We start from the raw sequence: 25,406 nt of genomic DNA, 5'->3' as shown, positions 1-25,406 counted from the left end.
GGACTGGCTGCAAAGGATTCGAGGGGATATGGAAACCATCAACGACCTGATGGACCGTTCGCAGGTCAAGTTCGGCACCAGCGGGGCGCGCGGGCTGGTGGCGCGGATGACCGACCAGGTCTGTTACACCTATACCCGGGCCTTCTTGCAGCATTTGCGTGACCATCGGGGTTTGGCGGCGGATGCGGCGGTGGCCCTGGCCGGGGATCTGCGTCCCAGCACGCCGAGAATCATGACTGCCGTGGCCCGTGCGGTGACCGATCACGGGGGCCGTACAGTGAACTGCGGATTCATCGCTTCGCCCGCCGTGGCCTATTTCGGACTGCAACAGGGCCTGCCGTCGATCATGGTCACCGGCAGCCATATTCCCGACGACCGCAACGGCATCAAGTTCAATGGCGTTGACGGGGAAATCACCAAAGACGACGAGGAAGGTATTCGCAACCAATCGGTCAAAATCCCGGAGGGGCTGTTTGATGCAGCGGGAAAATTCATCGAAGCGCCGTCGCTGCCGGAGCGGGAACCCAAGGCGGAAACGCAATACTTGACTCGCTACCTGGATTTTTTACCGGCGGGTTGTCTGGCTGGAAAGCGGATTGGGATCTATGAACATTCCGGGGTGGCGCGGGACCTGTTGGGGGAGCTTTGTGAACGGTTGGGGGCCGAGGTGGTGCGCCTGGGCCGTTCCGAGACATTTATTCCGGTGGATACGGAGGCAATTCGCCCGGAAGATGTGGCGCTGGCCCGCGACTGGGTGCCGTCCCTCGGGCTGGATGCGCTGATTTCCACCGACGGCGATGCCGACCGGCCATTGATCGCCGACGAGACCGGCACCTGGATGCGCGGCGATGTGGCTGGAATCCTGTGCGCCCGTTATCTGGGAGCCAAGCAGGTGGTGACCCCGGTCAGTTCCAACAGCGCATTGGAGAAAAGCGGCTGGTTCGAGCGGGTGGTGCGGACCCGCATCGGCTCTCCCTATGTGATTGCCGGGATGGCGGAATGCCTGGCCGCCGGGGGGCAGGGCGTGGTCGGATACGAGGCCAACGGCGGGTTTCTGATCGCTGATTCCATAACCCTCGAAAGTCGCACTCTGGCCCCTCTGCCGACCCGCGACGCGGTGATCGTGCCGCTTTCCATTTTGCTGCTGGCGCAACAGTATAATTCTACACTGTCGGAATTATTGACAATTCTTCCGCGCCGGTTCACGGCCAGTAGTCGATTGAAAGATTTTCCCACCGAACGCAGCCGGGAAATCCTGGAACGGTTCAACGGATTGGGGGCTGAACAGGCCATCGCGACAGTTTTTAGGGGGATATTTGGCGAGGTTGCCGCCATTGATCATACGGACGGCACGCGGATAATCTTCGAAAATCAGGAAATCGTTCACTTGCGCCCGTCCGGCAATGCCCCGGAACTGCGCTGCTACAACGAGGCGGGCTGTGCCGCGCGGGCCGCCGAAATGAATCGTATCTGTTTGGAAATCATGGAAACATGGAGGAGCCGGTGATCGTTCCCGTCATTCTGTCCGGAGGTTCGGGGACGCGCCTTTGGCCGTTGTCCCGTCAGGCCTATCCGAAACAGTTCCTGCCGCTGCTCGGTACGGACTCGCTGTTTCAGGCCACGGTGCTGCGGGTGTCCTGCCTCGCCGACTACGGCAATCCGCTGGTGGTGTGCAACGAGGCGCACCGATTCCTGGTGGCCGAACAGTTGAAGCAGTTGGGGGTCGAGGCGGCAGGCATCCTGCTCGAACCCATTGGCCGCAACACCGCACCCGCCGTCGCCTGCGCCGCCTTGCAGGCCTGTGCCACCGACGAAGAGGCGCTCCTGCTGGTGATGCCGTCCGACCATGTGATCGGCCGCCATGAGGCCTTTGTGACCGCCGCCGCTGCCGCCGCGCGGGCCGCCGCAAAGGGCGCCCTGGTGACCTTCGGCGTGGTGCCCGGCGGTCCGGAAACCGGATATGGCTACATCCGCGCCGACCGGAAGGGGCAGTCCCTCGATGAAGCCGGGGACCTGCCGGTCTGGCCGGTGAAGCAGTTTGTCGAGAAGCCGGATCTGCAAACCGCTGAAAAATATGTCTCATCCGGCGATTACTTCTGGAACAGCGGCATGTTCATGTTCCGCGCCCGCAGCTATCTCGATGAGTTGGAACGGCACGCGCCGCAAATGATCGGGCCGACTCGCGACAGCGTCAATAAGGCGGTGGTCGATCTGGATTTTATTCGATTACAGGCCAAGGCATTTGCGGAATGTCCATCGAATTCAATAGATTATGCGGTGATGGAGAAAACCGACCGGGCGGTGGTGGTGCCGCTGGATGCCGAGTGGAGCGATGTGGGGTCCTGGTCGTCGTTGGCCGATGCGTTGCCCGCCGATGCGGGGGGCAATGTCACCAGCGGCGATGTGCTGCTGCGGGATAGCAAAAACAGCTATCTGCGCAGCGAAAACCGGCTGATAGCGGGGATCGGGCTGACCGACATGGTGGTCATCGAGACGGCGGACGCGGTTCTGGTGGCCGACAAAAGCCAGGTCCAGGAGGTCAAAGAGATCGTCGCCCAGTTGAAGGCCGCCGGGCGTCCGGAGGAAACCCATCATGTGCGGGTCTACCGGCCCTGGGGCTCTTATGAGACCATTTCCGAATGCCAGCGGTTCAAGGTCAAGCGCATCCTGGTCAATCCCGGCGCGGCCCTGTCGCTGCAACTGCATCACCATCGGGCGGAACATTGGGTGGTGGTGGCCGGAACCGCCCGCGTCACCCGGGACAAGGAGGAACTGCTACTGACCGAGGATCAGTCGGTTTACCTGCCGTTGGGGACCCTGCACCGATTGGAGAATCCCGGCAAGATTCCGCTGGAAATCATCGAGGTGCAGACTGGAAGTTATCTGGAGGAAGACGATATCGTCCGCTTCTCGGATGTGTACGGACGGGAAAAAATTGCCTAGCTTCGGGTATGGCCGCGGAAATTAACCGTAATTACAGATTTTATCGGTAAATATAGGACTTCCGGGCGGATTGCCGCGGAAAGACACCTGTTCGATGGGGGCGATCCAAGGCATCTGGCGGCCATGCCCTTGTAAAATCCGTTAAACTGAGACGGTTAAAAGTGTCAGTTCTTTTTACAAAATGTGTCCATCTCGAACAGGGGGTTCCGCCTAACGCTATACGGCAGAATAGGTTATTGAGTTGGCACATGATTTGCTAGTATCACTCCGAGCAGTCGTTTGGCGTAAAATCTCTGAGGATTTTGTCAAAAACATGCTGTGACGTCGCGGTCGGTATTGGGAGGTACGGGGCGCGGATGGAAGAGGAACGAGATTTGCAGTCGATCGCGTGTGGGGCGCGGCATCTGTTAGGTGACAATGGGGATGGCCAAAGCCGCCCAAGAGCATTTGAGAGAGGAATTGTGATGGAAAATTCGACAGATCCTGGGAGCCGTTGGTCCGGTCGTGCTGCGATCGGCTTCGTCGCCACGCTTTCCGTTGTGGGCTGGCTTTCCATCAGCGCGGCTGTCTCTTTTTTATTTCCCGGTGAAGGGGGAACGTCGCAGATGGCCAACGACGAAATGTCACCGGATCAGCTCAATAATCTCGCGACCGCAGCCGGTGGGCCCGACTGCATGACGATGACCGCCGAGGAAATCAAGGCTCTGCCCATTGATGCGAAGATCGACCCGGCCTGCTCGGAACGGGTTCGCACGTCCGGGGCTGCCGCCGAATAAGGCGGTGGCTGCCCGGCGGGTGTTGCCGCTTACGATCCTGGGGCACGAGCGATTCGTGCCCTTTTTCATGCGGATACGCTTGCGGATCGGGGCCTGAAAACCGCCCTTTGCGGGGAGCGGTGGAGAACGCCGTCTTTTTGTGATGTTTTTGCAACGCTCCTGTCCCGTTCTCCAGCATTTTGATGGCGCCATGGCCGCGAAAGCCAGGGCTCCGCTGGCGCTTCACGAATCTGTCATAAATCCTGACATGCTCCCGAAACTTCATAATCGCGCCCGGACGTTCGCCTTTGGGGTGTTTTTTGTCGAAAGAAGCTCTTGCTGCTTTCCCAGGCGTAATCCCTGAGTCCCGCCCAAGGTTATTTTTTTAAAGACCCACGTCCGAAATTTGATATAAACGGGCGGCTTGGGGAATGAGTGCTTTGGGATGTATGTGCCGAAGAGTGGTGCAGTGAGTTGCGACACCCTGCAAAACGGGGGTGCGCGTTGAGTCTGTTTCAATTGACGTCGGAAAAGGGAGAGCGGTCGTGATACGACTGTTCGGGCATCACATTGCGTTTCATGCGATTGTCATGGCCGTGCTGGAAGCAGGCACGTTCTATCTGCTATTGATCGCCGCCGAAATGGCGCAGGCCTGGTATTGGGGGCAGCCGGTCCGCTTTCATCCCAAAATCCCATCGCTGACCCTGGCTTTGCCGGTCATCGCGTTCATGGTCATGGCCGGGCTGGGGCTCTATAACCGGCAGATTTTTGCCGATATCCGTACGTCCATGAAGTACGCGATCATGGCTTTTCCGCTGATCTACGTGGCCATGAGTCTCTATGTTTTCATCTATTCCCGGTTCATCGACATAGACCCGGCGCCCTATTTTACCATCTGCATTCTCATGTTGCCGGTGGCCTTTGGGGTGATTTTCGGAATGCGGGCGCTGTTTATCGAGGTGCTGGGTTTCGAGGTTTTCAAGCGGCAGGTCCTGGTGCTCGGGACCGGCGGTCTGGCGGCTCGGATCGCCCGTCTGGTGCATCATTCCGGACGTCATCATTTCGCCATTGCGGGCTTCATCCATATGGGTGAGGAATTGAGCGAGGACCCACCACCCGAGGTGTCGCCGGTGTTGCCCTTAAGTCTGGTCCAGGAGCGCGGGGCGTTAAAAAAATACGTTCTGGAAAAGGGCATTGATGAAATCGTTTTCGCCTCCCGCGAGCGGCGGCGCTCGAAGAAGAATGCCGCATTCGGTCTGCCGGTCTGGGAACTGCTCGATTGCAAGATCGCCGGGGCCCAGATCACCGATTACCCCTCGTTCTGGGAACGGGAGGCGGGGGAACTGGACCTCGACGAATTGCAGCCAGGCTGGCTGTTGTCCTCCAGTGGATTCCGCATTGCCCCCTCGCGCAAATTGATGAAGCGGACTTTCGACATCGTTGTCAGTTTGCTGATTCTGGTGTTCAGCCTGCCGCTCTCGTTGCCCGCCGCCATCCTGGTCAAGCTGACCAGCCCGGGGCCGGTCTTCTATCGTCAGGAGCGGGTGGGGCTGGATGGTAAGCCTTTCGATGTGCTGAAACTGCGCAGCATGCGCAATGACGCCGAGAAGGACGGGCCGCAGTTTGCCAAGAAGGGTGACGCCCGCGTGACCCCGGTAGGTCGGGTCATCCGGTTGACCCGGATTGATGAGATCCCCCAGATCATCAACGTGCTGCGCGGCGACATGAGCTTCATCGGCCCGCGTCCGGAACGCCCCTTTTTCGTCAATACCTTGTGCGAGAGCATCCCGTTTTATAACGAGCGCCATACGGTCAAGCCGGGCATCTCCGGCTGGGCGCAGATCAACTATCCCTATGGGGATTCCCTCGAAGACGCCAAGCGCAAGCTGGCCTTTGATCTGTACTACATCAAGAACGGCAGTAGCTTTCTGGATTTCCTGATTCTGTTGCAGACCGTCCGGGTCGTCTTGTTCCCCGGCGGGGCCGGAGCCCGTTAACGCGCATCCGGGTTCGCCTTCAGGTGGGGTTCGAGAATGCGGGCCAACTCGATGATGTGGGGGTCCTGGAACATCTGATCGTGCCAGCCGGTGACCGGTTCGGTGTTGCGCAGATCCGGGATCAGTCGCTCCCAGGGGCGGAACAGCAGATATCGCAGACGCCGCGCGGTGGTCGACATGATCAGCACTACCGGTCCGTCGTAGGGGGCCGGGGTGAAGCGGCACATGGCTTCCACCTGGGCGGTCAGACCTTGATCGGTGAAAATCTGCTGCAACGGTCGATGAAACCATTTTTCCGCCGGTTTGCCGATGGCTAGGGCGAGGGCACGGACCATCCGGAAAATGCCGTGACTGAGCCGGGGCAGATAGGGAAAGAAGGTGTCGAGCAGGATCACCGGAGCCACCGTGCGGCCCTGGGCGCGCAACAGCCGCGCCACCTCCAGAGCCACCACGCCGCCGAGGGAGAATCCGGCGATCACATAGGGACCGTTGGGCTGGCGAGTGCACATTTCCGTCACGTAGCGCTGGGCCAGTTGGTCGATTTCCAACCGCAGGTCCTCGCCGGGACGGCGCGGCGGCACCAGGGCATAGAACGGCCGGGAGGGGTCGATGCGCCGGGCCAGGACGCTGAAGCTGACCAGATCCCCATGCCCGGGGGCGACATAGAACACCGGCAATCCCCGGTGTCCCGCCTGGACCTGCACCAGATGGCCGTGGAAGCGTTCCTCGGCCCGTTGCATCTCCTCGGCCAGGGCTTCGATGGTCGAGGTCTGCATCACCGCCATGGGGGAGACGCGCTGTCCCAGTTGCTCCTGAATGCGGGTCACCAGCCGCAGGGCCATCAGGGAATGTCCGCCCAGTTCGAGGAAATTGTCCCGCACCCCGATGTTCGACTGGTGCAGGACCTCTTCCCAGATTTGCACCAGGGCCGTTTCCATGTTGGTGCTGGGCGCCACATAGGGGGCCCGCAACCCCTCCTCGGTGCCGGTGGGCTCGGGCAGGGCGGCCATGTCCACCTTGCCGCTGGGCAGCAGGGGCAGGGCTTCCATGGGAATGATATGGGACGGCACCATATAGGACGGTAACCGTTCGGTCAAAAACCCGCGCAGCAGGGTGGGGCCCACGTTCGGGTCGGTGAGCACCACATAGGCGACCAGACTGCCTTCGCTGCCGCCCGGGGCATGGACCGTGACCACGGCTTCGGCAATGGCCGGATGGTCGCGCAGTTTGCCTTCGACGGCCCCCGGTTCGACCCGGAAGCCCCGCACCTTGACCTGTGAATCCAGGCGTTCGAGAAATTGCAGGGTGCCATCCGGTCGCCACATGACCAGATCGCCGGTCCGGTACAGGCGGGCCTCGAAATCCGCCTGGAAGGGGTCGGTGACGAAGGCCCTGTCGGTCAGGTCCGGTCGATGCAGGTAGCCGCGCGCCAACCCCGCACCGCCGAGCACCAGTTCGCCCGGCACTCCCACCGGCTGCGGGTGCAGTTGCGCATCGACCACATGGGCGGTGGCTCCGGCCACCGGACGGCCGATGGGCAGGCGTCCGCTTTCACCACGCCCACAGAGCAGATGGGTGGCGTAGATGGTGGCTTCGGTCGGTCCGTAGAAGTGGTGCAGCCGGGCCGGATTGCGATTCTGGAAGCGTTCGGCCAGTTCGCCGGTCAGCGGTTCGCCACCGCAGATCACATGGCGCAGGGCCTTGCATTGGCTCAGATCCGGGTCTTCGCACAGATGCGCCAACAAAGACGGAACGCAAGAGATCGCGGTAATCTTGTAGTGGCGCAGGGCGGCGACCATTTCCGACGGGTCCTGTTGAATGCCGGCCCGGGGCAGCACCACCCGCGCCCCGGCGATCAGCGGCGCAAACAGCTCCCACACCGAAGGATCAAAACTCAGCGGAATGGTTTGCAGCAGGCGGTCGTCGCTCCCCAGGCCCAGGGTTTGGACCTTCCAGAGCAGCCGCTGGCTGGCCGCCCGGTGGGAAATCATCACCCCCTTGGGGCGCCCGGTGGAGCCGGAGGTAAAAATCACATAGGCCAGGGATTCCGGGTCCGCCTGTTCCTCCAGCGGGCTCGGTTCGCCATCGGTGGGAAACTGTGACAGCGGCAGCACCACGGCGAGACTGTGGATATGTTCCGGCAACCGGTCGAGCAGGGCGTCCTCGGCCAGGATGACCCGGGGCGCGCCGTCTTCGATCAGGGTCGCCAGATGCTCGCGCGGGTAGGCCGGGTCCAGGGGCAGATAGGCGCCGCCCGCCTTCAAGGTGGCGAGCACCGCGACGCCCATTTCCGGCGACCGTTTGAGAAAGATTCCCACCGCCACGTCACGGCCGACACCCCGTTGCCGCAGCAGGTTGGCCAGCCGACCGGCGCGCCGTTCCAGTTCACCGTAGGTCAGGGACTCGGCTTTCGATCCGTTGACTTTCTGCAAGGCGACGGCCTCGGGCGTGCGGGCCGCCTGACGGGCGATCAACCGATGCACCAGGGTCTCCTCCGGATCGGCCACCAGCGGACTGGTCGACCAGGCATTCAGTTGCCACTGGGCAGAATCGGGGATCATGTTCAATTGGGCAACCGGCGTAGTCGGGCGGGCCACTGCATCGGCGAGCAATTGCAGATAATGGTCGGCCATATGGGCGACGGTGGCGGTATCGAACAGATCGGTGGCGAAATTGAAGGTGCCGCGCAGTTGATCGCCGGTGCGGAAGAATTCCAGGTTAAGGTCGAACTGTCCTTCCTGTTGCGGCAGGATCAGGGGCGTAAACTGCAAGTCGTCCGGGGCGGCGGATTCCGACTCTGCCCCGATTTCGGTCAGACCGAAGGCGATCTGGAACAGCGGGGCGGCACTGGGGTCGCGGACCGGATTGATCTGTTCGACCAGGGCGGAAAAGGGCAATTCCTGATGATCCAGGGCGGCCAGCAGGGTCTTGCGCACCTGGGCGGCGAACTGGGCAAACGGCAGGTCGTCCGCCACCTCGGCCTTGAGCACCAGGGGATTGGCGAAATAGCCCATGGTGTCCTCGAAGCCCGGATGGAGGCGTCCGGAACTGATGGTGCCCAGGGCGAAGGTCGTTGTGCGGCTGTAGCGCCGCAGCAAAATCTGGAAGGCGGCGAGCAGCAGGACAAAGGGGGTGACTCCCAAATGGGTCGCCGCGTCGCGCAGATCCTCGGCCAGTTCCGGCGACAGAGTCAACGGGATCGAGTCCCCGGCAAAACTCTGCCGTGGCGGGCGCGGACGGGCCACCGGCAGAGTCAGCATGGGCGGCAGGTCGCTCAATTGCCGTCGCCAGTAGGCGAGATCCAGGGTGCCGCGTACTCCGGCCAGTTGGCCTTCCTGGCGGCGCAAGTAATCCATATAGGGTTTGGGCGTCGTCCCGGGGGCGGGCCGACCGTCCCTGGCGGCGGCATAAAAAGTGCGCAGGTCGTCGAACAGCACATTCATCGACCAGCCGTCGCAGATCAGGTGATGCAGGCACAGCAACAATAGATGCCGCTCCCCGTGCCGGAACAAGGTGGCCCGGGCCAGCGGCGAGCCACTCAGGGCGAAAGGTCGATGGGCGTCGTCGATGATCCGTGGCAGCGGATCGGTTGCCGGGTCCAACGCGCTTTCCATTAGGCCCAACGGCGGTCCGTCCGCGTCCAGGATCGCCGGTTCCCAGGCCGGTTCACCGTGGCGATGGGTCAGGGCAAGGCGCAGCACCTGATGGCGTTGCACCAGTTCGGCCAGGGCTTGGCGTAGCACCGCCTTGTCCAGCGGCCCGCGCAGTTCAATGGTCAGGTTGACGTTGTAGGCACTGCTGTCGGGTACCAGATATTGCTGGAACCACAAGGCCCGCTGACCCCGGGTGAGAGGCAGCCAAGGCGGCGTGCCGGGAGTCTGGTCGGGGGGGGCGAGCAGCGCCGGGCGACGCGCGCCGGCCTGCCGCTGGCGCTCCAGATCGTCGCTCAACTCGGACAGACTGCGGTCCTGCATGAAGGTGGTCAGCGGGACATCGAAGCCCAAATGTTCCTCAATGCGATGGGCCAAGGCGGCGGCGGCCAGGGAATCAAGCCCGAAAGCTTGCACCGGGCAATGGATGTCGATGGTCTCCTGGGGCTGACCCAGGGTGGCCGCCAACTGACGTTGCAACAGGCTACGCAAGTCGTCGGGATCACTCGACGGCGGGGTCGCAGCGATGGGGGCCTTATCGGTGGTCGGGATGTCGGCCCAGACTTCGTCCAGGGTGCCGTCCAACAAACTTTCCCGCACCCGATGGCGCATGATCTTGCCGCTGGAGGTCTTCGGCGCGCGGCCCGGTCGGGTCAGGTACAACTGGGCGATGGGCACCTCGAATTCGGCCAGGATGGCGGCGCGGGCGGCGGCGGCCACCTCGGCCAGATCGTGATTGCGGTATTGGCGGGTCAGTTCATGGACCAGCACCAGCCGTTCCTCGCCGTCCAAGTCGAGGGCGAAGGCGGCCCCTCCGGCGGCAGCCAGAACCGGATGGCTGCGTTCGGCCATCAGTTCCACATCCTGGGGATAGATGTTGCGGCCGTGGATAATGATCAGATCCTTGTGCCGTCCGGTGACGAACAGTTCCCGGTCGTCGAGGAAGCCCAGGTCGCCGGTGCGCAGGAACGGTCCGGCCTCGGGCTCTTCGGCCAGCCGGGCCCCGAAGGCGGCCTCGGTTTCCTCGGCGCGATTCCAATATCCCCGCGCCACGTTGGGACCGGTGACCCAGATTTCCCCGACCTGCCGGTCGGGCAGCCGTTGGCGGCCCTGCGGATCGACGATGACAATTTGTTGGTCCTGGATGGTACGGCCGCTGCTGACCAACAGGGTCGCCTGCGGATCGTCCATGGCCACCGGCGTCGCCCGGTGACTTTCCAGATCGGCGATGGCATAGGGCCGGACCACCGGCAATTCGGTCTTGCGTCCGCCGCCGACGATCAACGTGCCTTCGGCCAGGCCGTAATTGGGGTAATGGGTCTCGGCCCGGAATCCCTGTTCGGCAAAGGTGGCGGCGAAACTGCCGAGGGTCCCTGCGCGCACCGGCTCGGCCCCGTTGAAGGCGACCTTCCAGCTGGACAGGTCCAGCCCCTGACGTTCTTCCGGGGTCGTTCGATCGACGCAGAGGTCATAGGCGAAGTTGGGGCCGCCGCTGGTATGGGGGCGGTATTTGGAAATCGCCCGCAGCCAACGGACGGGTTTCTGAATGAAGCGGATCGGCGGCATCAGCACCGACTGGGTGCCCAGGTACAGGGGTTGCAGCAGACAGCCAATCAGCCCCATGTCGTGATACATGGGCAGCCAGGACAGCATGGGCGTGTCCTCGGCATGGCCGGTGGCTTCCTCGATCATGCGCATGTTGGCCATCAGGTTGCCATGGGTGACCATCACCCCCTTGGGCGACGAGGTGGAGCCGGAGGTATATTGCAAAAAGGCCAGATCGCCCGACTTGACCGACGTCGGCAGGGGCGCGGCCGACGGGGCGGCATCCTCGATTTGCAGCCAGTCGGGTTGACACAGCAACGGATTGGCATCCCGTGCCTCGCCGGTCTTTTCCATCACCTCGCGGTTGGTCAGCACGACACTGGGACGGCAATCCTCGATCATCGCCTCGATGCGCGACAGGGCGCGGCTCGACATGGGGGCGGGCGACGGCACGGCCACCGCTCCTGCATAAAGGCAGCCGATGAAGGCGGTGACGAAGTCCAGGCTCGGCGGCACCAGCAGCAGCACCCGGTCGCCGGGGGTATGATGCATCCGCAGCAGCGCTGCGACGGCCCGGGCCTGTTCGTCCAGTTCCCCGTAGCGGAGCCGTGCGCTTTCCGTTTCCCCGTCGGCCAGAAAGGTCAGGGCCAGACGCTCCGGATGCTGTTGGGCGCGCCGTTGCAGCGTATCGACCAGGGTCTGGGTCTCGGAGGCCCGCCGGAGGGTGAAAGTCATACGGAACAGATCCGTTTTGCTGCGCGAACGTCTAGCGTCTTCCGATGTCCTTCGGCAGGGACTTGAAGGGTCGAACCGTTCTCTCGGTTAACAGGGGTATCCCCTTCTACCATAAACGAAAGTGGTTGATTCCCACCGGTCGAGCGTGGATGATGGCGATGCTAGGCGAGAGCTTCTGCATTGGCAAGAAGTTCGTGGGGCGTCATTGCAGGGGAGTCAGGCGTGTTGGCGGGGGTGAGGACGCTCGAAAGGACTCTTCGCCGCCGGGCCGGACCGGGGCGGACCTGTTTTGATTCCCATGCCGCGCCGCTCCCCGCCCATATGACCGTGGCCCCCGGAGAGGTCCATCTGTGGGCCACCGCCTTGGATGCCATGGATAATTCCGATATCAATCTGGAAATTCTCTCCCCTTCCGAGCGGGCGCGCGGTGCCGCTCTCCACCAGCCCCTGCACCGGCGGCGCTACTGGGCGGCCCATTGTTTGTTGCGTCGGGTGCTGGCCGCCTATACGGCACGGCGTCCGGGCGATTTGACCTTTGTCCACGGACCGCAGGGCAAACCCGCCCTGTCCGAGGCATCGGAGTCGGCCTCGATCACCTTCAATCTGAGCCATGGCGGTGATGAATTTTTGATGGCGGTGGCGCGGGATCGCGAAGTGGGGGTGGATGTGGAGCCGTTGGCGGACCTGCCCGAATCCTCCTCGGCCCTGGCCCGCGCCTGGTTCACCGAACGGGAAAACCGCGAACTGGCGGCGCTGCCCGTCAATGTCCGAGACCAAGCCTTCCTCAGTGCCTGGACCCGCAAGGAAGCGGTGGGCAAGGCCCTGGGGCTCGGGCTGGGCTTGTCACCGGAGGCGGTCGAAGTCAGTCTGCGCCCGGACCATCCGGCCCGCCTGCGACGTCTCAACGGAGATCGCGGCGCCGCCGACACCTGGCACCTTTATCATTTGGAACCGAGTCACGGGCACCTGGGTGCCCTGGCCTTAACCGGGCGGGCTCCGCGCATTATTGCGCGTCGTCTGATCCCGCCCCTGGCGTCTGGGGACGCGTCAACCGGAGGAAATATCCCATGAGCAGCGAGCCGTTTTTCAAAGATGTCCGTAAATTTATGGCGGCGGAGGATGTCATTTCCGATGCCGACGGCATTGCCAGCTATACGCAAAACACCAGCGGTCTGGTGCGCAGCGTGCCGGGCATCGTCAAGCCCAAGAGCACCGAACAGGTGCAACAGGTGGTGCAGGCGGCCAACAGCCACAAGATGCCGCTCTACAGCTTCAGCCGGGGCCGCAACTGGGGCATGGGCTCCAAACTGCCGGTCAAGGACGGCTGCGTGTTGGTGGACCTGTCGGGCATGGACAAGATCCACGAGGTCAACGACACCTTCGGCTATGCGGTCATCGAGCCCGGCGTGACCCAGCGCCAGCTCTCCGAACACCTGAAGGCGATGAAGTCGCGGTTTTTCCTCGACGTCACCGGCTCCGGGGCCGAGACCAGCATCCTCGGCAACATGATGGAACGGGGCGTTGCCTACAACACCCTGCGCATTGAGCTGTTGCAGCAGATGCAGGTGGTGCTGGGCACCGGCGAGGTATTGGAGACCGGGTTCGGTCACTATGCCGGAAACAAGGTGCAGAATATTTGCAAGTTCGGCATCGGCCCGGGCCTCGAAAGCCTGTTCGTGCAGTCCAACTTCGGCATCGTCACCCGCATCTCCTTCAAGCTGGTGCCCATCCCCGACTTCCAGGCGACCTTCGTGGTCAGCCTGAAGCGCAAGGAAGACCTGGGCGATCTGGCCGATGCCATGCGCGAGCTGACCCAGCAGGGGCTGATGGAAAGCGTCGTCCATGTGGGCAACGCCCGGCGCAGTCAGGTGACGGTGACGCCGATCATCTACAACTACATGAAACAGCAGGGCATGAACCCGACCCGCGAGGATGCGGAAAAGGTGGTCAACAGCCAGCTTTCCGGCGACTGGAGCGCGCTCGGCTGCGTCATGGGCACCCGTGGCCATGTGTTCCATTGCGTGCGCAAGATCCGCAGCAAGCTGAAACGGTTCGGCAAGTTCCAGGTGATGACCCCGGGCATTCGCGAGTTCGCCAAGGCGGCGCTGAATTTTGTGCCGCTGAAGAATCCGCGCATCTTCCTCAATGCCATGGACCCGCTGCTCAAACTGCCGCACGGCGAGCCCAGCAACGCCGCCCTGCACAGCACCTACTGGACGACGGCCGATTCATCGCCCGATCCGACCGATCCCGACAAGGGACCGGGCGGCATCATGTTCTGTTGCCCCATCGTGCCGATGGAAAGGGACATGGTGAATCTCGCCATGCAGAAGACCGAGCAGATTGGCAAGGAACTGGGCTTCGACATCGCCGTGACCCTGAACAACATGCATGGCATGACCATGGAAGGGGTGGTCAGCATCGACTACGACAAGCGCGATCCGGAACAGGCCAAACGGGCCGTCGCCTGCATGCGCGCCCTCAATCAGGCCTACATGGACATGGGGGCCACGCCCTACCGCATGGATATCGAGAACATGGACCTGATCCTCGATCCCGAGGACAGCTTCTGGAAAACGGCCCGCGCCCTCAAGAGCGTGCTCGATCCCAACGGCATCCTGTCGCCGGGGCGGTTCAGCCTGGATTGATCCAGGCCCCCTTCGACAGGCTCAGGGTGAGGACTAAACACAAACCCTCATGCCGAGGAGCGCGCACCCACCCTCATGCTGAGGAACGCACACCCCCCCTCATGCTGAGCTTGTCGAAGCATGAGGGTGTCGAAGCGTGGTTTAATAAATGCACTGTCACCGTAACTCTGTCACCGTAACTCAAAACCGGTCACGCCCGGTCGTATCGGGATTCGTACGGTGGCATCACCGAAGCATTTTGAGCTGGTCCCGGAAAATCGGACAGTGAGTTAAGGTGTATTCCCCGAGTTACGGAGGAATACGAGATGACGAAGCGACGGACGTTCACGTCGGAATTCAAGGCCAAGGTAGCGCTGGAAGCGCTACGGGGCGACAAGACGATCCAGGAGATTGCGTCGCGGCACAAGGTCCACCCGAACCAGGTCAGCACCTGGAAGCGCCAAGCAGTGGAAGGTTTGGGCGAGGTGTTTTCGAATGGATCGGAGCGTGACAAGCGGGACCATGAGGAAGAGGTCCGCGACCTTCATGCCAAGATCGGCCAACTGACGGTGGAGCGGGATTTTTTGGCCAGAGGGCTCAAGCGATGAGCCGGGAGGAGCGCAAGGCGATGGTGCGCCGCGACGTTCCCGGACCGAGCTTGAGCCGCCAATGCGAGATCCTGTCGATCAGCCGGTCCTCGTTCTATTACCGGACCAAGGGCGAGAGCCCTGAGAATCTGGCTCTGATGCGGCGCATCGACGCGTTGTTCCTGAAGTATCCCTTCTTCGGCAGCCGCCAGATGGCTCGGCAACTGCGGCGCGACGGGATCGTCGTCGGGCGTCACCGGGTGCGCCGCCTGATGCGCAAGATGGGCCTGTCGGCCATCTACCAGGCCCCCAGGACCAGCATTCCGCATCCGGAGCACCGGGTCTATCCGTACCTGCTGAAAGGCTTGGCCATCGAGCGTCCGAACCAGGTCTGGTGCGCCGACATCACCTACATTCCGGTTCAACGGGGCTTCTTGTACCTGGTCGCCATCATGGACTGGGCAAGCCGCCACGTCTTGGCTTGGCGGCTGTCCAACACCATGGATGCCGCCTTCTGCGTCAAAACCCTCAAGGAGGCCATGGCCCGCTACGGCGCCCCGGAGATCTTCAATACCGATCAGGGCAGCCAGTTCACCAGTGTCGCCTTCACAAGCATTCTGAAGGACGCCGGCGTGAGAATCTCCATGGACGGCCGGGGTCGCTGCATGGACAACGTCTTCATCGAGCGCCTGTGGCGTTCCCTGAAGTACGAGGCGGTCTACCTGCAAGAGCTGGCCGACGGCTTCGAGGCGCAGCGTATCATCGGCGACTGGTTCGGCTTCTACAACACCGAGCGCCCCCACTCGGCGCTGGGTGGCCTCACCCCCGCCGAAGCCTACCAAATCGGCGGCGACGGCGGGCCTGTGGATATGATGGATACGCCTCGCGGCTTACCCACATCCCCACAGGCTCAACAGCAACAAGGAAATATGATAAATAGGGAATTGGCGGCATGATCAGAATGCGGAATACACCTTAACCGAGCCGCCAAACTGTCCAACATTGTGGGACCAGCTCATTTGAAGTTACGAAGTGATAAGGATTCAATATGCATTTGGTGTAACCTTCATTTCCGCCGAGTTCATTTATTTCCCGGAGGGTGCCTCTGGAATTGTTGCATGGATGCACGCTCTTAGTTCGTCGGAAGCCTCGCTAAGATCAGCAGCATCCCAAAGAATATGAAGGTGGTGATTAGTGTCGAAATGCGTCCCTCTGCCTTGGCTTGCCCGCCGTTGGAACTCACTTTTTTCACATGTGTAGATGACGGGTTTACCAAGACAGAGGTGGCCTGGGAAATTCAGACAGGGGGTTAATTGGATTTTCTGCCTGAGAGCGGCGATGATGCCGTTGATCGGGAGGAACCATGACGAAGCGTACACGGCGGAACCACACAGCGGCTTTCAAGGCGAAGGTGGCTTTGGCGGCGATCAAGGGAGACAAGACGCTGGCCGAGTTGGCGCAGCAGTTTGATGTGCATCCGAACCAGATCACGACCTGGCGAGGGCAATTGCTGGAGGGGGCATCGGGGGTTTTCGGCGCGAGCCGATCCCAGGCGACGGTGCCGGTTGATCTGAAGGAGTTGCATGCCAAGATCGGCCAATTGACGTTGGAGAATGATTTTTTGGCCGGTGCGCTCGACAAGGCCGGCATGTTGAGCGTAAAGCGATGATCGACCGTGACCATGCCCTGCCGCTGAAACGGCAGGCGGAGGTGCTGCGGCTTAGTCGCGCCAGCCTCTATTACCAGCCCCGACCGGTGTCTGCCGCCGATCTGGCCATCATGCGTCGGATCGACGCATTGCACCTGGACTTTCCGTTCGCAGGCAGCCGGATGCTGCGCGATTTCCTGCGCAACGAGGGCGTTGAGATCGGCCGCGATCATGTCATCACGCTGATGCGGCGCATGGGGATCGAGGCCTTGTACCGGCGACCAAACACGTCAAAACCAGCAGCGGGACACAAGATCTATCCGTACCTGCTGCGCGGCCTACCCATCCTGCGTCCCAATCAGGTATGGGCGATGGACATTACCTACATCCCCATGGCGCGGGGGTTCGTCTATCTCTGTGTGGTGCTCGACTGGTGCAGCCGCCGGGTTCTGTCTTGGCGGGTGTCGATCACCATGACCGTGGATTTCTGTCTGGAAGCGGTCGAAGACGCGCTGGCCAAGTATGGCAAGCCGGAGATCTTCAACACCGACCAAGGCAGCCAGTTCACCAGTGCCCCATTCACCGGCCTGCTGCTGGACAACGGCATCGCCCTCAGCATGGATGGCAAAGGAGCTTGGCGGGATAACGTCTTTGTCGAACGGCTGTGGCGCTCGGTGAAGTACGAGGAGGTCTATCTTCGGGCCTACGACAGCGTTGGCGAGGCGCGGACCTCGCTCGGCCGCTATTTTGACTTCTACAATGGCAAGAGGCCACATTCGAGCCTCGGTCGGGTGCCGCCGGATAGGATCTACTTTGACAACCAGCCCCAGGCGGTGGCAGCATGACGTTCACTGCCGATGCGGGGCCCCACTCCAGTCGGGCTACGCCCTCCCTGCGTGAGGCCCCGCATCGGCGATACAACACGGCAACCGGCAGAGGCTCCACTTATCCAACGCCAAAAACTGTCTGAACAATCCCGGCCAGCTCTCTTCCACTAGCGACACCCTTTTTCAGTGCTTCGAACCGATCCCAGCCTGTAAAGGTTAGCGTCAGGCTGTAACCCCCACCAATGTAACCTTCTCCCTTGGCAAGTTTTGCCTCCAACAGGTACTCGATAACGAATTCAAATGCATCTGGCGTCGGGGAGCCAATTTCTGATCCCAATCTCTCAAACGTGACTTCAATCTCCTCTGCGGGTGCATTGGCGACATAGCCGAGAATCAGCACCATAGTATCGGCTTGTTCACGAGGAGATGGTTTGGGCGGGTCTTTGAAAATCCTTGTCAGGTCTTTGGAGTCAAACACCGGCACACGCCCATTACCTGAATTTCGTCTGATGGCATGGGGTACATAGGGAGCGTTTAGTTTATTCTTTGAACGGAGGCTGCCTGCGAGTTTGTTGTAAGCGGTGTCCCGCTTACATTCAAGCGCACTCTTTCCCCAAAATCAAAGTGAAGACCGGATTACGGTGACAGTGCACTCTTTCGGATTACGGTGACAGGATTACGGTAACAGCGCACTCCTTCCCCAAAATCAAGGTGAAGACTGCATAGCTGTCACCATCCTCTTGGCAGGTCATACGTTCGTTCAAGAAGCAGAAGGGGCCTGCCCCGTCTCGTTGCCCTTCCGCCAGTCGTCGATGGCTTTCATGGCGTAGTCGTAGGCCATGTCGGCGATCTTCGGGCCGTCCTTGTAGGCCATGATGGCGAAGTCGCCGGTCGGCGGCGACAGGTACAGGTCGGCCAGTCCGCTCATGGATTGCTTGTATTGGGCGATGCCGCCGATGGCGGTGGCGCGGGCGACGATGGACATGATGCCGGGCACGTTCATCGTTTGGGAGAAGGGATTGAGCTTGGACCTCAGGACCTGCCATCCCGACAGGCCGCCGTCGTAGGGTTCGTTGGCGGTCATGTCGTTTTGCGGGTCCACGTCGACGGCGATGATTTTGCCACCTTCGTTGTAGCGCAGCATGATGTCTACCGGCAGATTGTTGAGCAGCGCCCCATCCACATGCAGGTCGCCATCTTCGATGAACGGCGGGAACAGGGCGGGCGGCGTGTTGCTGGCCAGCACGGCGCGATAGAGCGGCCCCCGATCGTGCACCCGCACCCTGGCCCGGCTGATGTTGCAGGACACACTGTAATAGCGGTGCCACAGGTCTTCCACCGTATGGTCGCCACAGATGCGGCGGACACCGGACGAAAACTTCTTGCCCGAGAACAAGGAGACCATGGGCACCGTCATCTCGTCCCCGGCCAGGCACAGGTCGACGGTCTCCTTGAGAATCTGGCCCGGGTCGTGCTGCATGGCCACCTGGGAGCCGATCAGCGCCCCCATGGAGGTGCCGCCGACCAGATCAATGGGAATGCCGTGTTGGCGCAGGGCGCGAATCACCCCCACATGGGCAAAGCCGCGCGCCCCACCGCCGCCGAACACCAGGGAGACGGCGCGCCCGGTGAGGAAGCGGGCGAGGCGGGCATAGTCTTCTTCCCGGCCCAGATGGACGTGATGGTGCAGGCCGACTGCGCGCGCCTGTAACCAGGCCAGCGTGCCCTTGGGGACCGAGGTGTCCGGGTCGTGGACCAGCAACAGTGTCTTGCGCACGCCGCGCAAGGGTGTTTCGAGCAGTTTGGCCTCGATTTCACCAATCTCCGGGGAGTCCTTTCCGTGGCCGACAAACAACACATGATCAGCCTGACGCAGGCAGCGCTGGGTCCAGTTGCCAGTGTCTGAATCGGCCAGATAGATGGCGAAGTCCGTCCCGAGTTCCTGTTCGTTGAGCCAGCCGAGGAAGGCCCCATTGCGGGTGTCGTTGAACGGCAACTGAGAGATGCCCGGCTTGCCCAACAGGTTGTCGCAATAGGCGCTGTCCATGACGATGGTCTTGCCATGGGATGACAGGGCCGCGCTTAGATGAGTCGCGATTTCCCGCATCGGCATGCCGCCGCGTATGGGAATCAGGGCAAAGGTACCGGCGGTGTTCTGGGCCTTGCCGCCGCCCGGTGCCTGCCGCATGAAGTGGCCGACGATGATGCCGACGAACAGCTTGTTGATCTCTTCGGGATAGCGCCCCAAAAGTTCGTGCAGGTCTTTTGCCGGCAGCCGGGCCAGGGTGGTGTCGCGCACCGCCAACACATCGGCGGCGCGGGGATTGCCGGTGATCACGCCCATTTCACCGATGCTGGCACCGGCTCCGACTTCGTTGAGAAAAGTCCCGCCCGAGCCTTTTTCCGGAATCCAGATGCGCAGCCGCCCGGTGACGACGATATACAGGGAGTCGCTAGGGTCGCCAGCGGCACAAACCGTTTCGCCGCTGGCCACGTTCACCATTTCGACCCGCTTTTCCAGATCGGTAAGGATGTTTTCCGGGAGATTTCCGAACTTCTCGCTGTGACGCAGAACGACACCCGTGTGCCGACGCATGAGGCGCTCGGACAGCGCCTGAAGCACCGGGGTCATGTCGTCCCCCAGGCTGTCGGTGAGGGTTTCCAGGACCTTGGAGTCGATTTTCAAAATGCGACTGTCGCTGGTGGCGATGGCCGAGGCGAACCGGGTGCTTTCTCCCAACAAGGGAACGACGCCGACCGTCCGGCCTTCCCCCGGGTGTCCGATGACCCGGGTTCCCGTTTCCGTGGCGACCTCCAGCTTCACCCCCCCCGAGAGGATCAGGAACACGGCGTCGGCCGGTTCGCCTGCGCGGAACAGATAGTCGCCCTTGGGGAGGCTGAGTTCCCGGGAAGCATCGGCAATGGCCTTCTGAGTTGCCTTGGAGGCGCTGGAGAAGAATGGGGACTTGCTCAGAAATTCAGATCTATCCATGGAATCACTTGCCTGTCGAAGGGTCGGGCTGCGGGCCGTCACTATGCCAGAAACACCCCACCGAGGCGAGACCGGATGCGGGTTCCGCTTTTTCCGGTTGCGGGCGGCGTGCGGGCCGCCTACATCAAGGGCGAACGGACCGAAAGGAGAGGCCGGGGTGGATGGCCTTTGGTGAATTTTTAACGTCGCTTTGGCGCGCCGACTCTGCTGCCCCGCGCGAGGCCAGGGTTCTGGACGGGGTGCGGGCCTATGCCATCGGCGATATTCATGGACGCTCCGACCTTCTGGCCGCCCTGCATCGGCAGATTGCCGAGGATCTGGCGGCGCATGAACATGATCGCTCAGTGCTGATCTATCTGGGGGATTATGTGGACCGGGGACCGGACAGCCGGGGCGTGTTGGAGATGCTGCGTGCCGCGCCGCCCACCGACGCGGCGGTCTATCTCAAGGGCAATCACGAGGCGATGATGCTGGAATTCGTCGAGCATGACCGGTTCGGGCCGTCCTGGTTCCAATACGGCGGCCGCGAAACCGCCGAAAGCTACGGCGTCGAGCTGATGTCGGAGGCCCCGGTGGATCAACGGTTCAGCCTGCTGTCCAAGGCGTTGCGGGCGGCGGTGCCGGACCCGCACATGGCGTTCTTACGGGCCTTGGTGCCGTCCTATCGGCTGGGGGATTACTTCTTCGCCCATGCGGGGGTGCATCCGCAAGTGTCCCTGGACGATCAGTCGGAGCAGGACCTGTTGTGGATACGCGAGCCGTTTTTGAACTGGCGCGGCGATCTCGGGGCCGTGGTGGTGCATGGACATACCATTGCCACCGAACCTGAGCTGCGGGCCCACAGGATCGGCATTGATACCGGGGCCTATGCCAGCGATCATCTGACCTGCCTGGTGCTCGACGGCGCGGAGCGTCAATTTCTCAGCACCTGACGGCGGGTTACTCAACGGAGACCTTGGTCCGGGAGCGTTTGTTCATTAGGATGACCTGTCTCATAACGAGGATGTTGCTTCGATGACCGACCCTTTCCGCTTTTTCTGCCCGCCCCTGCGTCCGATGCTGTTCGCCGCGGTGGTTGCGGGGCTTCTGTTTCCCGGTACGACAGGGCTGGCGGTGACCAGCGTCGCCCTGGAGCCGTCGGGCAAGTACGAGGACGCGCAAAAAAGCTTCCAGGCGGGGGATCTGCGCACGGCGGTAATTCATCTGAAGAACATCCTGAGCAACGATCCCGACCACCTGTCGGCGCGGCTGTTGCTCGGGCGGATTCATCTGGTGGTGGGCGACGGGGAATCGGCGGAAAAGGAATTGCGCAAGGCATTGGAGATCGGCGCCAAACCCGTCCTGGTCGTCGAGGACCTGGGCGAGGCCTTGCTGTTGCAAGGCAAATACCAGGAACTGCTGGATGACCTGCGGGTGGCGGGTTGGCCACAACAGATCGAAGCGGCGGTGCGGACCTTGCGTGGGCGTGCCTATTTCAGTCTGCGCCAGCTGAACTCTGCGGATCAGGAATTCAAGGCCGCCCTGGAGTTGCAGCCAGAGCGCGGCTCGGCGTCCCTGGGTCTGGCCCGGGTTCTGCAGGCTCGTGGACAATGGGACGAGGCGGAGGCCCTGCTCCGGGAGACGGCGAATCGCTATCCGACCATGGCGCAGGCCTGGTTTCTGCGCGGCGAGCTGTCCCGCGCCCGGGGCGAATTGGAAACGGCCCTGGGCTTTTATAACAAGGCCGTCATCAACCAACCCCGACATCTGGCGGCGCGCACCTATCGGGCGGCGGTGTTGATTGATCTGGGGGCGGCGTCGCAGGCCGAGGACGACCTGTCCTACGTTCGAAAATACGATCCCAACGATCCGCATCTGGCCTATTGGTATGCCCGCTTTCTGGCCGCCACCGGCAGGCCCGACGAAGCCCGGATCGCGGTCAAGGAAGCGGCCGACATCCTGCGCGTTTTGGGGGAAGAAATTCTCGATCGGGACCCGGATACACTGGTCATAGCCGGGTTGATCTTCATTGCCGACGAAGACACCAAACTGGCCCATACCTATCTGGCGCATGCCATCCGCTTTGATCCCTACAACGTGTTCGCCCGCAAGGCGTTGGGCGAGATGTTGAGCCGTGAAAAGCGCTATGCCGAAGCCGTCGAGGTTCTTCGTCCGGCCTCCAAGTTGCGCCCCCATGACGCGGATCTGATCTCGTCCCTGGCCCGTGGCCTGCTGCGTGAGAAAAAGTATACCGAGGCCAACGAACTGCTGCAAAGAGCCATCGTGTTGGCCCCGGACCGGGCCGATCTGCGGGCTCGTCTGGGGTTGAGTCAGATCGGCAGTGGTGACCGGGAGGCCGGGCTCGAAGTGCTGCGCGAAGCGGTCGGTTCACAGGCCGACAGTCTGGGGCCGGGGGTGTTGCTGACGATGGTTCACTTGCGCTCGGGCGAATTCAAGGAGGCCATCGAGGCGGCCAAGGCGGCGCTGGAGCAGACTCCGGACAATCCGGAGCTGTATAACCTGATGGGCGCGGCCCAGATCGGCGATGGGGATCGGGAGGCCGCCCGGCAGAGTTTCACCCGGGCGCTGGAATTGAATCCCGAGCACCGGGTGTCGCGGATCAATCTGGCGCGGATCAATATGCTGCAAGGTAAGCTGGACGAAGCCGAGGCGGACTTTCAGCGACTGGTCAACAAAAACCCCTTTGATGTGAATGCCCTGCTGGCGTTGGCCGAGATTGCCGACAAGCGAAAGAATCCGGAACAGCGGATCAAGTGGCTGGAAAAGGCGGTCGATGTGGCCCCCGGCGTTCTGGGGTCGAAGCTTTACCTCATCCGGGCCTTGCTGGAAAATGGCGAGGCCAACAAGGCGGTGCTGATTGCCCGCGAGGCGCGCACCCGGCATACGGCCGGATTCCAGTTGCTGGAAACCCTGGGGCTGGCGGAACTGGCCGCCGGGAATCCGGAGCGCGCGGCCAATGCGATCAACGGCATGAGCGACTTCGCCCGTGATTCGGCCGCCGCCATGCGGCGGGTGTCTCAGTTGCAGGTGCGTGTGGGCGACCCGGAGGGCGCGTTGCGTACCCTGAGCAGTGCCGTGGTCACCTTTCCCAATCATCACGAGCTGTTGATTGACATCATCAAGCTTGAAAACCAGATGGGGAAGCAGGATCGGGCGCGGAGCCGAATCGAGGAAATGGTCCGGGATCAACCGGAACGGTCCATCGGCTGGGCCTTGCTCGGCGATTCCAGGCTGCGCGAAAACGACACCCAGGGGGCCTTGGAGGCCTACGAGGAAGCCTTCAGCCGGACCCCCAACTCCTCCATGTTGGTGCGCATTTTCCTGGCCGGGGAAAAGCTGGGACAGCGCGAGGCGATGCTGCCGCGGCTCTCGAAATGGTTGGTCGAGAATCCCAAGGATCGGCTGGTGCGCCGCACCCTTGTGCTGGGGTATATCAATGCGAAACGGCTGCGAGACGCGATCCCCGAGGTGCAATTGTTGTTGGCGGATAAGCCCGACAGCGTGGAGGCCCTAAACAATCTGGCTTGGCTGTATCATGAGACCGATGATCCGCGCAGTCTGGAAATCGCCGAAAAAGCCTATGCCCTGGCCCCGCAGAGCGCCTCGGTCATTGATACGCTGGCCTGGATTCTGGTCGAGCGGGGCGACCTGCAGCGCGGGCTGGCACTGTTGCGGGATGCCTATGCCCGCGGCGGGGATATTCCGGCCATCCGCTACCATCTGGCGGCCACTCTGGCCAAGTTGGGGCGTCTGGACGAAGCGCGGCAGGAGTTGCAGGGGGTGATCGCGGACGCCAGGGGAGCCCCGCTGGGGTCGGAAGTGGAAGCCCTGCGCAAGACCCTGTCGCTGCCTTGAGGGACTCCCGGAAAGCCGACTGTCAGCTTTTTTGACATTCGGAAGCTGAGAAATAAGCGTTGGTAAACAAAGGATATTTCGGCTCTGGATTGGGGATTTCTCTTGGATGCGTCCGCCACTTGAAAGGAAGTGTCGAAATGCTTTACAAACCAGTCTCCCGGGCGCCGGGATCATTTCACAGGCGGAGGATCAATCCCTTGTAATGTCAGTATTAATTTGTTATGGCATGGGGATTGCTAGAGTAGTGGCATGTCGGGGCCATCAGGTGTTTTTTTGAGACCCGGGTTTATGAAATTTGTTCGAAAGGGACAGGGCAATGTCTAAATTTGGTACCATCGTGGCGGGTTGTGCGCTCTCCCTGTTGATGGCGGGCGGTGCGCAGGCGTGCCACAGCACCGATTACAGCAGCCCCACCGAGCTCCCGGATTCCGGCGACGGCTCCTTCGCCATTGGCTTCGAGGATGATGCCTATGTGGGCAATCTTCGCCATGGTCAGATCATCGACAACGAATATTCTTTGGCTGGCGGCTACAACGGCCTGCCCGGTCTGTCCGGCGACGTGGGGGTGACAGTCACCACCCATAACTACAATCAGAGCTTCGGCTATGGTGTGATCTTCGACACCACGGTGGACTCCCCGGATCGGGATCGGTGCAATCCCCGCGACCGGGATCTGTGGGCCGGTTTCGATGGGAATTCGTACGACACCAATCCGAACCACGGCTACAATCCGGGTAACGTGCTGATCATCCAGGAAAATAATTATTATTGCGGCGACGGCGTCTGCAACTATCCTGATGACGAGGGTGGTCGCGCGGCGGGCTATTTTGAATTCGAATTCTCCGAACTGGTCGATATCACCAGCATTGATTTCTTCGACATCGAGAATGCCGAAAACAATCAAAACGCCGAGATCTATTTCTGGACCGACTCTGCGGGCACAACCGGCGGCGAGGACACCACCGGCGGCGGTCAGTATGCCATCGACAATCCGGATACGGACGAAGATCATTGGCAGATGGTCAGCACCGGCGACAATGGCTGGAACCGGATGACCTTCAATGTGGAAGGCGTCAAGAAGCTGCGCATCGAAATGGGCGGCTCCGGGGCCATCGACAACATCACCGGTCACCGTCATGTGGACAATACCCCCGGTCAGGTTCCCGAGCCCGGCACCCTGGCCCTGTTCGGCTTCGGTCTGGGTCTGCTGCTGGTCCTGCGCCGCCGCGCCCTGATCTGAAGCCG

The 25,406-nt window shown here is 61.7% G+C and carries 14 protein-coding genes; 11 read left to right on the top strand and 3 right to left on the bottom strand.

What is annotated here, in order from left to right; all coding sequences use genetic code 11:
• Positions 1 to 28: 28 nt before the first annotated feature.
• The 4 genes from ACYQ1P_RS15875 (at position 29) to ACYQ1P_RS15860 (ending at position 5,695) form a co-directional block, all read left to right on the top strand.
• Complete coding sequence (locus tag ACYQ1P_RS15875) at positions 29 to 1,507, top strand: phosphomannomutase (RefSeq protein WP_460021318.1); 1,479 nt, start codon at positions 29 to 31, stop codon at positions 1,505 to 1,507.
• Positions 1,504 to 2,943, top strand: coding sequence for a mannose-1-phosphate guanylyltransferase/mannose-6-phosphate isomerase (locus ACYQ1P_RS15870; RefSeq protein WP_460021317.1), 1,440 nt, complete (start codon positions 1,504 to 1,506; stop codon positions 2,941 to 2,943). Before ACYQ1P_RS15875 ends, ACYQ1P_RS15870 begins: the two co-directional genes overlap by 4 nt.
• 464 nt (positions 2,944 to 3,407) lie before the next feature.
• A complete protein-coding gene (locus tag ACYQ1P_RS15865) occupies positions 3,408 to 3,719 on the top strand; it encodes a hypothetical protein (RefSeq protein ID WP_460021316.1) in 312 nt (103 codons plus the stop codon).
• A gap of 524 nt (positions 3,720 to 4,243) precedes the next feature.
• Complete coding sequence (locus ACYQ1P_RS15860) at positions 4,244 to 5,695, top strand: TIGR03013 family XrtA/PEP-CTERM system glycosyltransferase (RefSeq protein WP_460021315.1); 1,452 nt, start codon at positions 4,244 to 4,246, stop codon at positions 5,693 to 5,695.
• Here ACYQ1P_RS15860 and ACYQ1P_RS15855 read toward each other — a convergent pair.
• The gene (locus tag ACYQ1P_RS15855) at positions 5,692 to 11,625 is read right to left on the bottom strand and encodes an amino acid adenylation domain-containing protein (protein ID WP_460021314.1); all 5,934 of its coding nucleotides are present in this window, start codon (positions 11,623 to 11,625) and stop codon (positions 5,692 to 5,694) included. The two genes, ACYQ1P_RS15860 and ACYQ1P_RS15855, sit on opposite strands and share 4 nt — an antisense overlap.
• Before the next feature lie 234 nt (positions 11,626 to 11,859).
• Between ACYQ1P_RS15855 and ACYQ1P_RS15850 the strand changes: the two genes are divergently transcribed.
• From ACYQ1P_RS15850 to ACYQ1P_RS15835, 4 genes are all read left to right on the top strand, one after another.
• A complete protein-coding gene (locus ACYQ1P_RS15850; RefSeq protein WP_460021313.1) occupies positions 11,860 to 12,696 on the top strand; it encodes a 4'-phosphopantetheinyl transferase family protein in 837 nt (278 codons plus the stop codon).
• Positions 12,693 to 14,273 carry an FAD-binding oxidoreductase gene (locus ACYQ1P_RS15845; protein ID WP_460021312.1) on the top strand — a complete coding sequence of 527 codons (1,581 nt, stop codon included), beginning with the start codon at positions 12,693 to 12,695 and terminating at the stop codon, positions 14,271 to 14,273. Before ACYQ1P_RS15850 ends, ACYQ1P_RS15845 begins: the two co-directional genes overlap by 4 nt.
• A 305-nt stretch (positions 14,274 to 14,578) precedes the next feature.
• A protein-coding gene (locus ACYQ1P_RS15840) for an IS3 family transposase (RefSeq protein WP_460019886.1) occupies positions 14,579 to 15,795 on the top strand; the annotation gives its coding sequence in 2 pieces (ribosomal slippage) (positions 14,579 to 14,852 and positions 14,852 to 15,795; 1,218 coding nt in all).
• Positions 15,796 to 16,202: 407 nt separating this feature from the next.
• Positions 16,203 to 17,332, top strand: a protein-coding gene (locus ACYQ1P_RS15835) for an IS3 family transposase (RefSeq protein WP_460018929.1) whose coding sequence is annotated in 2 segments (ribosomal slippage) — positions 16,203 to 16,464 and positions 16,464 to 17,332 — 1,131 coding nt in all. Because the reading frame shifts where the segments join, the coding sequence is not laid out codon by codon here.
• Positions 17,333 to 17,432: 100 nt separating this feature from the next.
• Here the strand turns inward: ACYQ1P_RS15835 and ACYQ1P_RS15830 are convergent.
• The gene (locus tag ACYQ1P_RS15830) at positions 17,433 to 17,792 is read right to left on the bottom strand and encodes a hypothetical protein (protein WP_460021311.1); all 360 of its coding nucleotides are present in this window, start codon (positions 17,790 to 17,792) and stop codon (positions 17,433 to 17,435) included.
• Positions 17,793 to 18,074: 282 nt separating this feature from the next.
• On the bottom strand, positions 18,075 to 20,306 hold the full coding sequence (locus ACYQ1P_RS15825) for a cyclic nucleotide-binding domain-containing protein (RefSeq protein ID WP_460021310.1): 2,232 nt from the start codon (positions 20,304 to 20,306) through the stop codon (positions 18,075 to 18,077).
• Positions 20,307 to 20,467: 161 nt separating this feature from the next.
• Between ACYQ1P_RS15825 and ACYQ1P_RS15820 the strand changes: the two genes are divergently transcribed.
• The 3 genes from ACYQ1P_RS15820 to ACYQ1P_RS15810 all read left to right on the top strand — a co-directional run bounded on the left by ACYQ1P_RS15820 (position 20,468) and on the right by ACYQ1P_RS15810 (position 25,401).
• The gene (locus ACYQ1P_RS15820; protein WP_460021309.1) at positions 20,468 to 21,238 is read left to right on the top strand and encodes a metallophosphoesterase family protein; all 771 of its coding nucleotides are present in this window, start codon (positions 20,468 to 20,470) and stop codon (positions 21,236 to 21,238) included.
• A gap of 82 nt (positions 21,239 to 21,320) precedes the next feature.
• Positions 21,321 to 24,161 carry an XrtA/PEP-CTERM system TPR-repeat protein PrsT gene (gene prsT / locus ACYQ1P_RS15815; RefSeq protein ID WP_460021308.1) on the top strand — a complete coding sequence of 947 codons (2,841 nt, stop codon included), beginning with the start codon at positions 21,321 to 21,323 and terminating at the stop codon, positions 24,159 to 24,161.
• Positions 24,162 to 24,477: 316 nt separating this feature from the next.
• Positions 24,478 to 25,401, top strand: a complete 924-nt coding sequence (locus ACYQ1P_RS15810) for a PEP-CTERM sorting domain-containing protein (protein WP_460021307.1) — start codon at positions 24,478 to 24,480, stop codon at positions 25,399 to 25,401.
• Positions 25,402 to 25,406: the final 5 nt, after the last annotated feature.

The organism is Magnetospira thiophila (assembly GCF_054657015.1).
This window is presented reverse-complemented; position numbering and strand designations above follow the sequence as displayed.